The organism is Terricaulis silvestris, assembly GCF_009792355.1.
Classification (GTDB): Bacteria; Pseudomonadota; Alphaproteobacteria; order Caulobacterales; family Aquidulcibacteraceae; genus Vitreimonas; species Vitreimonas silvestris.
In genome coordinates this window covers 123,149-138,239 of the sequence record NZ_CP047045.1, presented here as the reverse complement: position 1 = coordinate 138,239, position 15,091 = coordinate 123,149, and the positions used below count along the sequence as shown (strand labels likewise).

Below are 15,091 nucleotides of genomic sequence, written 5' to 3'. Positions count from 1 at the left end.
GCTTGCGGAAGACCTGCCCTACCGCTGTGTCAGCGCCCTTGAAATTGAGCAGGACGCCGTTCGATGAATGACTTGATGCCCTCCATCGCGTCGGCGCTCTGCATCACACGCGCATGGATGCCGGGGATGGCGGCGATGGCGGCTTGTTCGCCCGCTTGTATAAACGCGCGGCCGGCCTGCTTTGTGACCTGGATGCCAAGCGGGGCGTTGGCGGCGATGATCGCAGCGATCTCCATGGCGCGCTCGATCTGCCGGCCAGCAGGAACCACTTCCTGCACGAGGCCGATTCGGTGAGCCTCTGCGGCGCTGAATTCATCGCACAGCATGAGGTGGTACATCGCGTTGCCCCAGCCGGCGTTGGCGATGTAGCGGAAGTGGGCGCCACCCAAGGGCGCGATACCGCGCTTCGACTCCATCTGACAGAACCGGCAGTCGTCAGCGGCCACGACAATGTCGCCCGCCAGCATCATCTCGATGCCAACCGTGAAGCAGATGCCTTGCACAGCAGTCACTATCGGTTTGCGGCAGCGGTTACGTAGGCCGAAGGGATCGATGTGCGTCGGCGGACGCTCGACTGGCGTGGCGCCAGGACCGAAGAACTTCGGCATGTCGAGGCCGGATGTGAAGTGGTCGCCTTCGGCGCAGAGCACGCCAACCCAAAGGTCGTCGTCTCCATCCAGCAGCGTCAGCGCATCGGAGAGCTGCGCCATCATCTCGGGTTGGAAGGAGTTCTTCCGCGCCGGGTTGTCGATGACAATCTTCAGAATGCGGCCTTGGCGTTCGTGGCGAACGCGGCCTTCAGCGCTACTTTCCGACATGTCTCATCCTAACGATCTGCGGCCTATTCGCCGTTTGACTCTATGTTGTTCGCCATCAGATGTTCTCGCACCACGCGGAGCAGTGCATCCGAGCGCGAGGCGTTGGTCATGACGCGCGACAAGGCGAGCGCGCCCACCATGGCGCTGACCGCGACTATCGCCCGTTCATCGTCCGCGTCGCCAAGGCGTCGCTCGATAGCGGCGATGTACTCTTCAACATGCTCTTCCATGACGGCACGGGACTGTTCGTCGGCGCGACCGACGTCAGAGACGAGCGCTGCAATCGCGCATCCGGAACTCCGTGAGTCACGATGCGCCCGGTTCAGATAGCTGCGGACGAAGCCTGCGAACCCGCGACTGCGGACGGATTCCTCCGCTGCGGAACGCTTTGCGCCTTCGACGAGCGCCCGCTCCAGTGCTTGCGCGAGTAGGTCCGAGCGCGATGCGAAGTGGCCGTAGAAGCCCCCGTGCGTCAGCTTCACGCTCTTCATGAGCTTGCCCACGCTCACGGATTCCAATCCTTCGTCTCGAATCTGATCGGCGGCTTCCGCGAGTATCCGCTCTCGACTCTTCGCTTTCGCAGCCTGCGAGTGACCCACGACTCACGCCTCCTTCGCTAGATTGCCCATCTGCAGGATGCGTCAGGCCATCGCTTGTTGCCGACGGAAACGGCTGAAGTCCGGTGCGCGCCGCTGCGCGAACGCGGCGAACGCCTCCTGCGCTTCTGGAGACGCCAGGCGCGCTTGAAACTGCTCGCTCTCCGCCTCCATCTGCCGGGTCATCGCCGCGGCGTCTCGCATGAGCCGCTTGGTCGCCATGACTGCGCCGAGCGGTTGCTTGGCCAAACGCGCCGCGACTTGCTCGGCGACGGCGATGAATTCGGACGCCGGCGCCACCTTGTTGGCGATGCCCCAGGCGAGCGCATCCTGAGCGCTCAGGGGTTCGCCAAGCGCAAACATCGCAAACGCGCGGGCGTGGCCGATACGCGAAGGCAGCAACAGGCTCGATGCGGCTTCCGGGACGAGAGCCAGATTGACAAACGGCGTAGTGAGCTGCGCGCCCTCTGCCAGGATCACATAGTCGCAGTGCAGGAGCATGGTCGTGCCGACGCCCACGGCGCGGCCCTGCACCGCGGCGACGACGGGACGTGACGACGCGATCAACGCACGCAGGAAACGGCCGACGTGTGGCGGTTCGTTGTCCGAGGCGCCGGCCGCGAACTCGCTGACGTCGTTGCCTGCGGTGAACATGTCGCCTTCGCCGCGGATCAGGATAGCGGCGACTTCGGAATCCTTCTCGGCGCGTTCCAGGGCGTCCGCCAACGCACCGTACATGGCGTTGGTCAGGGCGTTCTTCTTGTCAGGTCTGTCGATCACCAGAGTGAGGATGTCGTTCGCCGTGGTGGCTTTGACGTGCTCCGTCATGTTTCCAAACTCCGTTGATGCATCGATCTAGGCGCTGTGTGGTTCTACATTGTGGATTATACTCGTCATGTAGATAGATGATGATTATCATCCTGATTGCTGGCGTCAAGGGAGAATTGTCAGAAGGGCTCAGGGACCACGTCAGATCAATGAGTCCGGTGATGAGGCGACAGACCAGGAAGCTCCGGCGCTACTCCATCAAGGCCGTGTGTGACGGCGCCTGCGCCAATGTCCGCTTCGGGCCAGACGTGCGCCCTCCGACATTTTTCTTGAGTGGCGGGCGCGCTTCAATCCTGCCGCTGGTGCCCTACTCCGTCGAACGGCGTGAGGTCGCCGGGAACGGTCGTTCAGCGGTTGCTGGTAAGCCTCTCATACTCAGCATCCGGAAAGGCAGAACCATACCCTCGCTCAAAGTCGGCGTTGCCCACTTCTGCGCGCAACTTTTTCAGGGCGGTGACAAAGGGCTCGATTATCTCCTGGCGGCTTCCCTCAATGGAAAAGACCGTCTTGGGCGGCTTCATCGTGCTGCGCTTGAAATCCGGCCAGATGTCTAGACGAAGTCTGGCGACTTGAGAATTTGCCTCTGCTTGAAGGCAAATTTCGCATTCGGGCGCGCCGATAAAGAGCCTGATCTTCTCATCGACAAATCCGTCTCGGAGTACCCGGAGAGCACTGACAAGTCTCTCCAGGAACGGGTGGATATGAGTCGCAAAGTTCTGTCGGAAATGCTGATCGCTAGACCTGAAATCCAACGTCATGCCGTTATGAACCGGCGGCGACATCTCAACTGTAAATAGCTCGGCCATTGCTCTGATTTGCCATGCGAAGGCTGCGGAGCCCAGAGTCCGCTTCGGGCCAGTGCTAGCCGCAGGCATGAGCTGACACGAGCGTCCGCTTCGGCGCGGTTCGACGCCGCTCCCAATTACGCCTTTTGCCCCAAAGCGGAAGGGCACGATCCGATCAAAGCAGTGGAAGGACCCCGATGTCAGCCAAGTCCTCGTCCACCTCGACACCGATCCGCTGCAAACCTAGCGCAAGGCGATCGATCAAATTCCCACGGCTTATTGGGGCAACCCAAGTGTGAGCAAACATGTCCTCGATCAAACCGTCAGCAATGATCGCGTAAGAGCGCAAACCACTGCGCAGGGCCTTCAATAATTCTTCGGGCAGAACATCGTTGGTGAGTGGATCAAAGCCCTCCACTTTGACTCCGAAGTCCGCCTCCCACGGGCCACGGGTCCAGCGCCGAACCTCTACTCGCCCGTCGCAATAGCGCCCCTTGAACTCCGGCTCGATTAGGGCTTCGAAGACGCGTCGATACTCAAGCGTTATCGCACAGTGCATGCCCAGTTTTCCCCGCCAGAACTCGACGTGGCATTTCCCAACAGAAGTACATTTGTTTTCCTGGTTCTGGACACCGGCCAGCAACTCGCGAAGCATCGGCTCCAGCACAGCAACGGTTCTCCGTCGATCAGACGGCATTCTATACGATTTTACTTGGCTCATGCGTTGCACTCCGAGGACCTGTGCGCCTCGAAGTAGTTAGGCTCGCCAGCAACCGCTTTTCCTCGGCTCCTAGAAATTGTTTACGCCATTGCAGGCGAACGTCTCACAGCCGAACAGTTCGTACGGTCCAAGCGCCCTTAGTTTTCACAACGCAGACGGCGGGGTCAGCGCCCCACAGACGAGAGGGCCGTGCCATGCTTTCTCTCACCGAAGCACTCGTCGATTTCGACATTGGCCCAGGCCGTCGAATTGAAATGCCTACCAAAACGATTGCGGAGCCCGTGGGCAGGCCTGAGGCCGAAGCCAAGAGCGCGCTTAACGTCGGTGGATTCGGCGCAAACACTGTCCGCCTCGTCCGCGCTGCCAGCATTCCTCAGCGCGATCGCCGCGTCGGCACACGCCTTCTGATCGAGCCTCGTTAGAAAGATCATTCGAGTACGGTTGTGCCCCACCCTAGCCATCTCGACTTCCACACACCCCGCTTGCATGAGCTTAGGATGGAGCTTGCTTAAGTGCTGGCCGAGCCCTCCCGGCGTCTGGCCGGCAAGACGACGATCGTTCGGGTGAAGGCGCTTCAACTCATCAAGAAGCTGCGCGGCGGTTCCTTGCCACTCCAACCGGTCACACATGAGCATGCATATCGCGCGACCGATGTGGTTGCGTCGGATGTGGCCACGAGCAAGAGTTCCGTCACAATGCTGATCAACAATCGAATGCGGTCGATCGACATCGGTACCGACGACGTCCGTACCGTGAGCGGGCGGCGAATTCGCCATCTACATCCCAACCAAATTGCGGATCGGATCGCTCGAACCATTGCGTCGCGTGGCCATGACGTCGCTTCGCCATCCCAGCGCAGTCAACGCCGGTATCAATTGCTCTTCCAAGAACGATTCGAACTCATCCACGCATGAAGGCAGCGTGACCATTGTCGTGGTATGGCCGTCGCCGCGCTCACGCCCTTGAATGAAGCGGACCAAGTCCGGGCGATCAGCCGGAAGCGTGTACCTCAAATCCTGGACCAGACTAAAAGCTTCGCCTCCGGAGGCGTTCGCATCGTCTTCCATTGGTTCAACGACGATCTCATAGAGGAAGTGCGGCGGACGCAGCCATTCGATCTTGGTCAGCCCCGCAAGGCAGGTCGGACACCGGCAGGGATGAAAATCGTCGTCGCCGCCGGGGGGCAGGACGTCCTCGCTCGGCGTAGAGCCAGCCACAACCTTGGAAATCGGGCACAAATCAGCCCGTGCCGGCGCATTGGCGCCGGGACTACACTTATACATTCTCAATACTCTCAAATATCTATCCGGACGAGTGCGGCAAAGTAATAACGGCGTTTATACCGCGATTCGGCAAATGCAGATAGAGGGAGTTGGCTTCAGCGCCGGCAGACACCTGCATTTGACTTTAAGTCCGGCACCGAATTACTGCTCATTCCTGGTCCGCAACTTGTGGTGTTGGTTCAGCCCCAGGCACCACCTGAAGCCCGTTGCACCGGCTGGAATTCGCGAAGCTGGTTATCTACCGCCCAACCGGCGCCGCAACCTCGATCGACGCCAAGACCGGCGCACAGCTTGGCGCCATCGTCGAGGTCGTCGCCAGCAGCGGGTCGAACACCCGCCGGCACAACATTTTGGTCGTCGCCACGAACTCCGGATGACTTCCGAACTCCGCCGACAACGCTTGCACAACCGGTTTTCTGGCACCACGCAAGGTCAGTACCGTCGCCACAACCGCAGCCGATCGTGCTGAGAGATGTTGTGCGAGCCGGGCGCCGATCACGTCGCCATTTCCTTTGCGGCTCGCGGTGCGACCGATGTCGGCGGCGAGTTGGGGAAAGGCTGCTCGCAGCACGGCTTCGGCGGCACGCGCATAAATGTCAGCCAAGTCTGGTCGTCTGGTCTGGTGTGCGACGAAACAGCGATCGAGGAAGAAGCGAAGTTCAAGAGAAGTGGCGACGTCGTCGGCAGTTGGCATTTGCTATTTACGCCTACCGAATGGCCCGAACGTCGATATTCGGATGTGAAAGCTGTTCAATCGCATCGGCCAAAATCGGAAGTCGAAAGCCCAGTCCCTCTTGGTCTCGCCCGTAGCGGTCGCCTTCGTCTGACGAAATGTGGCCAGTCAAAGCGTCGTCCAGCGCCTTAGCCACACCGGCGTTTCGCAATCGGTTTTTGAAGGTGTGGCGGAACGAGTGAAACGACTTCCGCGTATCCGGAACAACAAGTCTGGAGTACGCGGACCACCACTTCGACAATGATGCGGTCACCTTGTAACTTTTGTCGCGCTTCTTTTTATCGTCCCACTTGAGCGAAGAAAACACGTGGATATTTCCAGCGGAACGCTGGGCGTCGACGAATTGCAGGAAGCCAAGCTCAAGCAAGGCGGAATGAATTGGCACCTTCCGTTGGGAAGCTTCATTCTTGAGGCTCCGAAGATAGCCCGGGTCGGGGCCGTCGTATCGCTCCTGAATATGCATGTAATGGACGCCGTCTTCTTCCTTGATGTCGGTGACGGCGAGTTGCCCCAGTTCTTCCAATCGGGCGCCGGAATAAGCGGCCAGCAGTGGAATCCATTTCTGGGCGTCGCCACCAGCCCTCTTGTCGCGAACAAGCTTTCCGCGAAATACGTCGCTCGCAAACAATGCTCCCACCTCGCGATCGTTATAAGGGAGCTTAGTTGGTGCGCTTTTGGTGGTCTCCACGGAGATGTTCAGCATGGGATTGACGAAGTTTTCGCTTTCAATAGCCGCATCAGCGAATACGGCTCGGAGCGCAGCGAAGACCTTCTCGTTGAGCGTCTTTGCCGCCAGCCGCTTGTAAGGCGCTTGACCTTTCGCCGTGTATCGAGCGACGACAGTGCGCACGGACTCGGACCGCATGGCGGTGGGTACGCTCGCCGGATACTGAGCCATCAGATTACGAAATTCGATGCAGTGTCGCCGCGTGATCTGACCGAGCCGAAGATCACCATGCACATCAATGAAACGCTTAACCTGAGTTTCAAACTCTCGCGCCGTCTTGCCTGCATCGCCTCCGTCCCGCTCACGCTTAGTTCGCCACGCGACAAATGCGTCCCACACCGTGCCTTCAAGGTTGTGGTCTGAGAATTGTGAGGCGGTCGAGACTGACTGCGCCACTGCCGCATTCGACGTTTCTCCAGGTGTGACCGCACCGCTTCTAAGATCATCCTCATATTTCACGACATCGCACCAAGCGGCCTGAAAAATCGGACGCAACCGTGTCATTGCCGGGTGGGTGCCGCTCAGCCGAATCCCCTGATCATCGAGCACGCCAAGTAGCTTTTCGTCGAAGCCTGCGATGTCTGCCCAGCGTCCTTGACGAGATAGCCCGTCCCGAAGCTCGTAGTAGCGCAGCCGATACGCCGAATGCTCACTCCAGTAGGTCTGGGGGTCCGGAATCTCTTCGTCAGGTTGGTTGAATGCTCGCAGTTCTGCCCGCGAAAGCTCAGCAGCGCGCCATTGTTCGATGGCCCGAACGGCCTTTCTCGGATCGACGGGCTCAGCCGGCGCCGATGCGCCAGCACGCGCCCGTTCAACGACAAGCTCGAATTCGCGCAAGATCGGCGGCGCCAGTCTCTTGGCGTCTGAGTAGAGTGTGGTGCCCAGCCGACGGGTGAGGTTTTTCTTGCCCACCCGGTCCTGGCAATCCGCTGGAACCACGAGGATGGCCTCATAGGTCCCATCAAGAAGAACCCGCGTACCCGGCACCTTCTTTTTTCGATTTTGTCCCCGAGCCATGGGGCAATTTATAGTGGTAGTTTGTAGTGCGTGAAGAGGAAAAAACCCTTTATCGGCGGGATTTTCTTTGCCTCCAACGCCATTTGGCGCGGGTGGCGGAGAGGGAGGGATTCGAACCCTCGATACCCTTGCGAGTACTCCAGTTTTCGAGACTGACGCCTTCAGCCACTCGGCCACCTCTCCGGAGGCCCGCTTAATGGCGGCGGTTGCGTCCGGTTGCAAGTCCGGGCCCCGGATTTCCTCGGTCAAGCGGCAGCGAGCAGCGCAAATAACCGCCCCTCGGTGCGTGAAAGCCGCCAGCCCTCGTGCACGAACACCCTGCCCGCGCTGAAATCGGCGGCGGCCAAGCTGCGCAAGCGAGCGATGGCCGCAGCGTCGAGCCCGCTCGGCGCCAGTTCAGCGCGGATCGCCCCCCAATCCTCGCCGGCGTTCGCGGCGCGGTACGCGTCGCCGATCGCGCGGCCGGCGGAGAGATCGGGCGCCCCCGCTTGCTGCGCAGCGGCCGGCAACATCGCGCCGGCGCCAAGCGCGGCCAGCGCCAACAACAGCTCTCTTTTGTTCAGGCTCATGACCGCACTCCGAGGTCGCGCTTCAAATGATCCGACATGCGCATGGCGAGCGCGATGAGGGTGAGCGTGGGGTTGGCGATACCGGATGTTGGAAACACCGAGACGCTGGCGACGTAGAGATTATCGAGGCCGTGCACGCGGCAGTGTTCGTTCACCACGCCTTCGTCAGCATCAATGCTCATGCGTGTTGCGCCCATGTGGTGGCGTGACGGACTGAAGCCCGCGAGCCATTCATTGCGCGGCACCGGCCAACAGACACGTCCGGTGTTGGTCTCGCCCAGCACCTGCGCGAGCGCGTTCACGCCAGCCTCGAGATTGTCGAGGTCGCGCCGGGTGTAGACCCAATCCAACCGCACTTTCGGAATGCCCAACGCATCGACGTTCGCAATATCGAGCGTGATGCGGCTTTCGGGGTTAGGCATGTGCTCGGCCATAAAATAGATTGCAACGCGCTGCGCAGGTTCGGCGCGGAGACCGTTCTGATCCAGCATTGACGCGAGCATGCGCGCCGCTTCGACGTTAGCGTTCGGCGGGAACGTGGCGTTGACCATGGTGGCGGTGAAATTGCCCATGTTGAAGCGGCGCTGCGCTTCAAGCGTCGCCGCCAGCACGCAATGGACTTTGTCACGGCCGTTGTCGGTGTAGAGCGTCATCGCACGCTGCGCGTCGCTGAGTGCGAACATCGAGATCGGCTTTTCGTCCTCGAACTGGCCGTAGGTGACGTGGCCCATGAAGTTGCGGCCGAGCTGATCGCTGTCGTTGCCGAGATCGGACGCCAGCAACAAACGCACGTTCTCGATGCCGCCGGTCGCCAATACATAAGCGCGCCCGCGCGCGGTGTGGCGTTTGCCGTTCAGGCACGCGACGGCGAGATCGCTGATGCGGCGGCCACGGCGGCGCTTGCGAATCTCAGTGACGTTGGCGTGGAGGTAGACGTTGACGTTCGCGGCTTCCGAGGGCGCGGTGCGGAAGCGATCGAACTTGTCGCGGTCAGCGCCGCCGCCCACCGGCGAAAAGTAGCGCGGCGCGGAAAAGAAATCGCGCGCGCCGTTCACGGTGAGCGCGGGCCTTCCCTCTTCCGAGCTGGAATCGAAGTCGCGATCGAACAGCGGAATCTCGAGCAAGCGGCAAGCGCGATCGTAGTACGGCTGCAACTGCGCGCGCGTCATCGGCCAACCGGTGCGCGAGAGCCAATCGCGGCGTGTGAAGTCCGCTTCGTCGAGCGGCACGCACTTGCCGCCCCAGATCGCGGCCGAGCCGCCGAGGATGCGCATGCGCGACTGCCACGTGTAATCATCGAGCGACGCTTCCGGATTGTCGGGCGCGCGCATCACGCCGCTGCCGCGGTAGAGATCCTGGATGGTCTGGTCGAACTCCAGGCCGCCGCTTTCGAGGATCGCAACGCTCTTGTTGGCGCCGGCCCATTCGGTGGCGATGGCGATGCCCGCCATGCCGCCGCCGATGATGACGAGATCGGCTTCGATCTCGGTCGCTTCGGGCAAATCTCGGGCGTCGATGATTGCCATCGCGCAACTCCTTCTTGAATTTACGGGGTGTTTCGCTAGCCGCGGGCGCCGGCTTGGCGGAGCAGATCGATCATTTCGACGTGACCTCCCCTGCGCGCCATTTGCAATGGCGATCGAAGTTCGTTGCCGTCAACAATCGGCGCGCGCACGGCGAGATTCACATCGGCGCCGTGATTGATGAGGTAGCGCGCGACTACTAGGCGGTTCCTGCGCGCAGCATTGATAAGCGGCGTTTCGTCGGACGGCACGATAGCGTTCACATCGGCGCCGGCTTGCACGAACAGGCGCGCCATCTCGACATTGCCTAACTGACTGGCGACGATCAGCGCGTTGCCTTCGCCGCGCGCGACTTGATCTACATCGGCGCCGGCTTCGAGCAGATCGCGCGCCATATCGAGATCGTTAAGCCGCGCGGCCATGATGAGCGGCGTGCCGTCACCGGGGATCCAGTGATTGACGTCGGCGCCAGCCGCGATGAGGTCACGCGCTTCAGCGACGTCGCCGTTTTGCAGCGCGTGCACTAGGCGTGCGCTGGACGAGCGCTGCAACCAGCCGCCGTCTTGCACTTCGTCAGCGTAGGCGCGGCGCGGCGGTTGCGCGACCCACGCCGTGAGCGCGACCACGAGCGTGGCGGCGAGGCACAATGCGCCACCGAACGCGCGGCGCGTTGCGGCGACGCGCGGGCGCCCGAGCGCGGTAATGCGCTGCTTCAGCGGCTGGGCGCCCACCGGCGGCCAAGCGCAACCAAGCGGCACGGCGCTAGCAGCGAGTTGAGTTTTGAGCATCGCTTCAGCGTAAGCGCGGCGCGCCGAGCCATGGCGCTGCATCACGCGCTCGTCGCAGGCGAGCTCCTGGTCGATGCGCAGTGCGGCGCGGGCCACGTAAGCGAGCGGATTAAACCAGAACACGCATTGCAGCAGCGCCGCGAGTGCGTTGACTTGGACATCGCCGGCTCTGATGTGCGCGCGTTCATGCTCCAGCACCAGTTCGCGCTCGGCGGGCGTGTAGCGCGCTTCGAAATCCACTGGCACGACGATACGGGGGACAAAGACGCCGACCACAGCGGGCCCGGCGCTGTCTGTTGCAGCGATGCGTACGCCGTTCGCCGCGCGACGCGCGCCAAGACGGCGGAGGAACCGGTGTTGACCAAGCGCGAGCACCGCAAGGCTGAACGCAAAGCCAAGGGCCCACAGTGCAATGATGTAGGCATCGAGGCGCGATATGGCGAACGTGGCGGCCGATGACATCGCATCGGCTGGGGGCGTCGCAACGGTTGCGGTGGGCGCGCCCTGTTCGACTATGGCGCTTGAAACCAAAGGTGCGGCGTCGATCAGAACCAGGCGCGCTGGCATCACCGCCGCAATCGCCGCAATCGGAACGAGCAGCCACAACGCATACGCAACGCGTGCGCCGAAGGCAGCTCGCATTGGAATGCGCAGCGCGAGCACCAATGCGATGGCGGCGCTGACGACGAGGACCAGGCGCATTAGGAGGCCAAGAAGATCAGCGCTCATTGTCGAGCTCCCCGATCAGTCGTTTCAGTTCTGCGATATCGTCGGCGCTCAATTGTTCGCGCTCTGAGAAATGCGTGACCAGCGATGAGAGCCGGCCATCGAACAGACGGTCGATCAGGTTGCGGCTTTCTTCGCTGACGTAGTCGGCGCGCACGATCTTCGGGCTGTAGAGATAGCGCCGGCCATCGCGTTCGGCGGTGATGGCATCCTTGGTGAGCAGCCGATTGATCAGCGTTTTGACCGTGGCTTCGGTCCAGCCCTGCTCTTTCGCGACATCGGAGACGATATCGTCCGCGCTCAAAGGGTGACGCTTCCAAAGCGCCTCCATGATCACACTTTCCGCACCACTGACGCGCATGTTTACACCTGTAATCTTCGTACAATTACAGGTGTAATCGATAAAGTCAATCGCGCTTCGTCGCGGATTGCAGCGCTTTCGTCCTAGCGCGACGCGGTAGTGGTTTCGATCGCCGGGCCGCCGCCGAAAGCGCGATAGGTGGCGATGGCCGCGCGGGCAGATTGCGCTTCAGCGTCGATGCGCGTGAGGTTCGCATCGATCAGCTGCTGCTCGGCGCGCAACCGATCGGCCAAGCTTTGGATGCCAGCGCCGTACGCCGCGCGCGAACCGCGCGCCGTGGTTTCCGCCGCTTGTTCGGCGCGACGTGCAGAGTCGAGGCGCAAACGGCCCTGATCCAGCGAGACCAATGCGTTCGACGCCTCGGCCACGGCTTGCGTCACCGTCTGCTGATACTGAATCAAGGATTGGTCGAACTGCGCGTCACGCTGGCGTTGCACAGCAAAGCGGCGGCCCCAATCAAAGAGCGGGATTGAGATGAAAGGCGTCGCGCTCGCGAGTGTCGTCCCGGCTGTAGCCGGATTGCCGATCAGCGCGTCGGTGACATTGATCGAGCCGGTGAGGTTCAAGCGCGGAAACAAGTCAGCGCGCGCCGCACCCAGCGACGCAGCGGCGACAAGTGTCTGCGCTTCCGCGCGCGCAACATCAGGGCGCAAGCGGAGAAGATCAGCCGGCGCAGCTGGCGCTGACGTCAACTCAAGATGCGGAATTGGCGCGTTTTGAGCGGCTATGACCGCCTGCACGCCCGCCTCCTCCGTACCCGGCGCCTTGCCGCGCAACACCGCGAGTACGTTCTCAGCGCGGCGCGTTTCAATCACCAAGCCGGGCAAGCGCGTACGTGTGCTTTCGGCCAAGCGTCGCGCATCGGCGGCGTCCGCTTCCGACGCGAAGCCCGCTTCGAAACTGGTTTGCAGGATGCGCGCAAGTTCGTCCGACGTTTGCACTGATTGCGACAGCGCCGCGTAGCTGGCCTGTGCGGTGCGCAGATCGACATAAGCTTGCGCTACGTCCGCGGCGAGCGCGACTTGTGCGCCACGAAGATCGGCGACCGCGGCGCGCGTGTTGGCGCCAGCGCCGGCCGCCGCCGGTCCGATACCGAACAACGGCAATTCCCACGACACTTGGGCGCCGTATGCGCCAGTCATCTGCTCGCGCTCGGCGCCAGGCGCGACCGCGCCTTCGACGACGCGCGTGTATTGGCCGCTGCCGGTCGCCAACAACTCCGGCAAGAATTGAGTCAGCGTTGAATAAGAAAGCGCGCGCGCTTCGCGGACGCGCGACACAGCGAGCTGCACCGTTGGGCCATCGGCTAGCGCTTCGCCCACCAGCTGTGTCAGCGCCGGATCGTTGAAGCCCTGCCACCAATCGGTCACCGGCAGCGCCGCGCCCGCGGGCGCGTCGCGCCATTGCGACGGCAGCAGCGGCGCTTCGGCGCGCTCGCTGGGCATGGTCACGCAGGCGGACGTCGCGAGCAGCGCGGCCAAAGCCACGGCACGCGCCGATCCGCCGATCCAGGGCCGGAAGGCGACCATTCCCTTACTCCTCAGTAGCTTAGTTCTTCCTTCAGCGGATCGGCCGAAGAGTTTGTTGGTCCAGGACTTGGGATTTCGACTTGACGTCGTCCACCCTTAACATTTATAGAACGAACATTCGTTTTATATGCGTTGCAGCGAAGCCCCGCAAGGGCTGATTTTGTTTTGGGGATGATCCTTGGCCCGCCTTGCCGATCCCGAACTGGCTGATCGCCGGCGCCGGCAGATCATGGACGCGGCGATCGCCTGCTTCCGTAAGCGCGGCTTCCACCAAGCCACGATGGCCGAGATCTGCGCCGAGGCCGGCATCAGCGCCGGCGCGCTCTATCGCTATTTCGCCTCCAAGGCGGAAATCATCGGCGCTATCGCCGAAGACTCGCGCGGCGAAAGCGACGAAGCGTTTCTGCGCGCCGCCGAAGAGCACGGCATCATCGAAGCGATGTGCTTGGCCTGCCGCGGCTTCATGCAGAAGTTCGCCGACGGTGACGGATCTTTGATCGCGGACATTTTCGCCGAAGCCATTCGTGACGATTCTGTGTCGACGCCATTGCGCGCGACCGATGCGCAAAGTGTCAAAGTTTTCACGAAGGCGATGAAGGCCGCGCAAGAGCGCGGTGAAGTTGATCCGTCACTCGACGCAGAAATGACGGTGAACACCTTGTTCGCCGCCCTCGAAGGCATAGGTCTGAGGCGCGCATTTCTGCGCGACACGGACCCAGACGCCGCCCTCCTCCAATTCCGCGCGCTCGCGGAGCGCTATCTGAGCCCACGTCATGAATAAGCCCGAGAATCCCGAAGAGTTCACCCGCGCGGAGGGTTTGTTCAAACGCGCCGCCGATGCTGGCGGTCGTGCTTTGCAAACAGCTAAGGGCGCCGGCGAGAACGCTTGGCGCCGAGCGGCGGGCGATCCCGACGATCCGAGTCATCGCCGCCGTGTTCTGACAATGCTGGGCATCGGCATCGTCGCGGTAATCGCCGTCATGTTCGTGCTGAGCCGCTTGGGCGGTGACGGCGCTGTGCATACGCCTGTTTCCACCGCGCAAGCCGTCAGCGTGATCACGACCGCCGAGCGCCCATTCCACGCAACGATCTCTCTCAATGGCGAGGCTCGCCCTGTGCGCGACATTCAGGTTTCGGCGCCGGCGACCGGCGTGCGCATCCTTCAACTCCTGGTCGATGAAGGCGAGTACGTGCGCGAAGGCCAACCGATGGCGCGGCTCGACACCAATCTTGCGCAAGCGCAAACGCGCGCCGCACAAGCCAGCGTCGCCGAAGCCGAGTCTACCTCAGTGCGCGCTCGTGGCGAGTACGAACGCGCGGAATCGATCCGCGACTCCGGCGCGCTCTCGACCGAAGCAATCGAGACACGCCGTTCCGCCGCGATCGCGGCCGATGCGCGGCTCGCCGCAGCGCGCGCGCAGCTGCAGGAAGTCAACGCGCGCCTCGGCGGCGGCTATGTCCGCGCGCCCGCGGCTGGCCTCGTTATCGACCGCACAGCTGAAGTGGGCCGCGATGTCGCCGGACAAATTCTCTTCCGCATCGCCGCCGGCAACGATCTCGAAGTCGCCGCGCAAGTCGCCGAAGGCGAAGCGCTGGCGCTCACGCAGGGCCAGACCGCAACGTTCTCGCTGGTCGATGGCACAACCGTTGAGGGTCGCTTGCGCCGCCTGCCCGCCTCGATCGACAGCCGCACGCGCACCGGCGAGGCGCTGTTCCAGTTGCCGCGCGAAACCCGCGTCCGCGCCGGCATGTATCTGCGCGGAGAAGCGCAACTCGCCGAGCGCAGCGTGCTCGCCGTGCCGCAAAGCTCGATCCTTTACGACAACGGGCAAGCCTACGTGTTCGTGTTGGATCAAGAGAACAACGTTCACCGCACCAACATCGCGCTCGGCGCGCGTGACGGCGATTGGGTCGAAATCGTCTCCGGGCTTGAGTTGAACCAACGCATTGTCGGCGCCGGCGCTGCCTTCTTGCAGGACGGCGACGAAGTGCGGCCGCTGGCCGACCCAACGCCAGCGGCGACGACAGCGCCAGCCGATCAGTCTGGTGAGAACAATTCCGGCGAACTGCGCGGCCGGGAGGGCTGA

Annotated in this window: 16 protein-coding genes and 1 tRNA gene; 2 read left to right on the top strand and 15 right to left on the bottom strand. The window is 62.3% G+C overall.

Translation table 11 applies throughout. From position 1 onward, the window contains the following. Nucleotides 1-29: 29 nt before the first annotated feature. From DSM104635_RS00720 to DSM104635_RS00650, 15 genes are all read right to left on the bottom strand, one after another. The gene (locus DSM104635_RS00720; protein WP_158764345.1) at nucleotides 30-818 is read right to left on the bottom strand and encodes a crotonase/enoyl-CoA hydratase family protein; all 789 of its coding nucleotides are present in this window, start codon (nucleotides 816-818) and stop codon (nucleotides 30-32) included. A 23-nt stretch (nucleotides 819-841) separates the two neighbouring features. Next, a complete protein-coding gene (locus tag DSM104635_RS00715) occupies nucleotides 842-1,417 on the bottom strand; it encodes a TetR/AcrR family transcriptional regulator (protein ID WP_158764344.1) in 576 nt (191 codons plus the stop codon). A 42-nt stretch (nucleotides 1,418-1,459) separates the two neighbouring features. Next, on the bottom strand, nucleotides 1,460-2,242 hold the full coding sequence (locus DSM104635_RS00710; protein WP_158764343.1) for an enoyl-CoA hydratase-related protein: 783 nt from the start codon (nucleotides 2,240-2,242) through the stop codon (nucleotides 1,460-1,462). 347 nt (nucleotides 2,243-2,589) lie between these two features. Beyond that, nucleotides 2,590-3,048 carry a hypothetical protein gene (locus tag DSM104635_RS00705; RefSeq protein WP_158764342.1) on the bottom strand — a complete coding sequence of 153 codons (459 nt, stop codon included), beginning with the start codon at nucleotides 3,046-3,048 and terminating at the stop codon, nucleotides 2,590-2,592. 154 nt (nucleotides 3,049-3,202) lie between these two features. Then, nucleotides 3,203-3,748, bottom strand: a complete 546-nt coding sequence (locus DSM104635_RS00700; RefSeq protein ID WP_158764341.1) for a hypothetical protein — start codon at nucleotides 3,746-3,748, stop codon at nucleotides 3,203-3,205. Nucleotides 3,749-3,912: 164 nt separating this feature from the next. Beyond that, a complete protein-coding gene (locus tag DSM104635_RS00695) occupies nucleotides 3,913-4,524 on the bottom strand; it encodes an AICE-type RepA C-terminal domain-containing protein (protein WP_158764340.1) in 612 nt (203 codons plus the stop codon). Continuing rightward, the gene (locus DSM104635_RS00690; protein ID WP_158764339.1) at nucleotides 4,525-5,031 is read right to left on the bottom strand and encodes a hypothetical protein; all 507 of its coding nucleotides are present in this window, start codon (nucleotides 5,029-5,031) and stop codon (nucleotides 4,525-4,527) included. A 238-nt stretch (nucleotides 5,032-5,269) separates the two neighbouring features. Then, a complete protein-coding gene (locus DSM104635_RS00685) occupies nucleotides 5,270-5,725 on the bottom strand; it encodes a hypothetical protein (protein WP_158764338.1) in 456 nt (151 codons plus the stop codon). A gap of 13 nt (nucleotides 5,726-5,738) precedes the next feature. Beyond that, nucleotides 5,739-7,508: a site-specific integrase gene (locus DSM104635_RS00680; RefSeq protein ID WP_158764337.1), complete on the bottom strand. Its 1,770-nt coding sequence runs from the start codon at nucleotides 7,506-7,508 to the stop codon at nucleotides 5,739-5,741. Nucleotides 7,509-7,601: 93 nt separating this feature from the next. After that, nucleotides 7,602-7,691: transfer RNA gene (locus DSM104635_RS00675), tRNA-Ser, on the bottom strand. Between the two features lie 62 nt (nucleotides 7,692-7,753). Next, nucleotides 7,754-8,077 carry a hypothetical protein gene (locus DSM104635_RS00670; protein WP_158764336.1) on the bottom strand — a complete coding sequence of 108 codons (324 nt, stop codon included), beginning with the start codon at nucleotides 8,075-8,077 and terminating at the stop codon, nucleotides 7,754-7,756. Next, the gene (locus DSM104635_RS00665; protein WP_158764335.1) at nucleotides 8,074-9,603 is read right to left on the bottom strand and encodes an FAD-dependent oxidoreductase; all 1,530 of its coding nucleotides are present in this window, start codon (nucleotides 9,601-9,603) and stop codon (nucleotides 8,074-8,076) included. The genes DSM104635_RS00670 and DSM104635_RS00665 overlap by 4 nt, the downstream gene beginning before the upstream one ends. A 35-nt stretch (nucleotides 9,604-9,638) precedes the next feature. Beyond that, nucleotides 9,639-11,117, bottom strand: coding sequence for a M56 family metallopeptidase (locus DSM104635_RS00660; RefSeq protein ID WP_158764334.1), 1,479 nt, complete (start codon nucleotides 11,115-11,117; stop codon nucleotides 9,639-9,641). Beyond that, on the bottom strand, nucleotides 11,107-11,475 hold the full coding sequence (locus DSM104635_RS00655) for a BlaI/MecI/CopY family transcriptional regulator (RefSeq protein ID WP_158764333.1): 369 nt from the start codon (nucleotides 11,473-11,475) through the stop codon (nucleotides 11,107-11,109). Before DSM104635_RS00655 ends, DSM104635_RS00660 begins: the two co-directional genes overlap by 11 nt. 83 nt (nucleotides 11,476-11,558) lie before the next feature. Beyond that, nucleotides 11,559-13,004 (bottom strand): efflux transporter outer membrane subunit, encoded by a 1,446-nt coding sequence (locus tag DSM104635_RS00650; RefSeq protein ID WP_158764332.1) that lies wholly within the window; start codon nucleotides 13,002-13,004, stop codon nucleotides 11,559-11,561. A 178-nt stretch (nucleotides 13,005-13,182) separates the two neighbouring features. Here DSM104635_RS00650 and DSM104635_RS00645 point away from each other — a divergent pair, with 178 nt between their 5' ends. Together DSM104635_RS00645 and DSM104635_RS00640 are read left to right on the top strand one after the other, a co-directional pair. Then, nucleotides 13,183-13,785 carry a TetR/AcrR family transcriptional regulator gene (locus DSM104635_RS00645; RefSeq protein ID WP_158764331.1) on the top strand — a complete coding sequence of 201 codons (603 nt, stop codon included), beginning with the start codon at nucleotides 13,183-13,185 and terminating at the stop codon, nucleotides 13,783-13,785. Continuing rightward, nucleotides 13,778-15,091: an efflux RND transporter periplasmic adaptor subunit gene (locus DSM104635_RS00640; protein WP_158764330.1), complete on the top strand. Its 1,314-nt coding sequence runs from the start codon at nucleotides 13,778-13,780 to the stop codon at nucleotides 15,089-15,091. The genes DSM104635_RS00645 and DSM104635_RS00640 overlap by 8 nt, the downstream gene beginning before the upstream one ends.

What these genes read in the sequence shown, in the direction of transcription:
- DSM104635_RS00720 (WP_158764345.1), bottom strand. Translation starts at nt 818, where the DNA reads ATGTCGGAAAGTAGCGCTGAAGGCCGCGTTCGCCACGAACGCCAAGGC.
- DSM104635_RS00710 (WP_158764343.1), bottom strand. Translation starts at nt 2,242, where the DNA reads ATGACGGAGCACGTCAAAGCCACCACGGCGAACGACATCCTCACTCTG.
- DSM104635_RS00705 (WP_158764342.1), bottom strand. Translation starts at nt 3,048, where the DNA reads ATGGCCGAGCTATTTACAGTTGAGATGTCGCCGCCGGTTCATAACGGC.
- DSM104635_RS00700 (WP_158764341.1), bottom strand. Translation starts at nt 3,748, where the DNA reads ATGAGCCAAGTAAAATCGTATAGAATGCCGTCTGATCGACGGAGAACC.
- DSM104635_RS00695 (WP_158764340.1), bottom strand. Translation starts at nt 4,524, where the DNA reads ATGGCGAATTCGCCGCCCGCTCACGGTACGGACGTCGTCGGTACCGAT.
- DSM104635_RS00690 (WP_158764339.1), bottom strand. Translation starts at nt 5,031, where the DNA reads ATGTATAAGTGTAGTCCCGGCGCCAATGCGCCGGCACGGGCTGATTTG.
- DSM104635_RS00685 (WP_158764338.1), bottom strand. Translation starts at nt 5,725, where the DNA reads ATGCCAACTGCCGACGACGTCGCCACTTCTCTTGAACTTCGCTTCTTC.
- DSM104635_RS00680 (WP_158764337.1), bottom strand. Translation starts at nt 7,508, where the DNA reads ATGGCTCGGGGACAAAATCGAAAAAAGAAGGTGCCGGGTACGCGGGTT.
- DSM104635_RS00670 (WP_158764336.1), bottom strand. Translation starts at nt 8,077, where the DNA reads ATGAGCCTGAACAAAAGAGAGCTGTTGTTGGCGCTGGCCGCGCTTGGC.
- DSM104635_RS00665 (WP_158764335.1), bottom strand. Translation starts at nt 9,603, where the DNA reads ATGGCAATCATCGACGCCCGAGATTTGCCCGAAGCGACCGAGATCGAA.
- DSM104635_RS00660 (WP_158764334.1), bottom strand. Translation starts at nt 11,117, where the DNA reads ATGAGCGCTGATCTTCTTGGCCTCCTAATGCGCCTGGTCCTCGTCGTC.
- DSM104635_RS00655 (WP_158764333.1), bottom strand. Translation starts at nt 11,475, where the DNA reads ATGCGCGTCAGTGGTGCGGAAAGTGTGATCATGGAGGCGCTTTGGAAG.
- DSM104635_RS00650 (WP_158764332.1), bottom strand. Translation starts at nt 13,004, where the DNA reads ATGGTCGCCTTCCGGCCCTGGATCGGCGGATCGGCGCGTGCCGTGGCT.
- DSM104635_RS00640 (WP_158764330.1), top strand. Translation starts at nt 13,778, where the DNA reads ATGAATAAGCCCGAGAATCCCGAAGAGTTCACCCGCGCGGAGGGTTTG.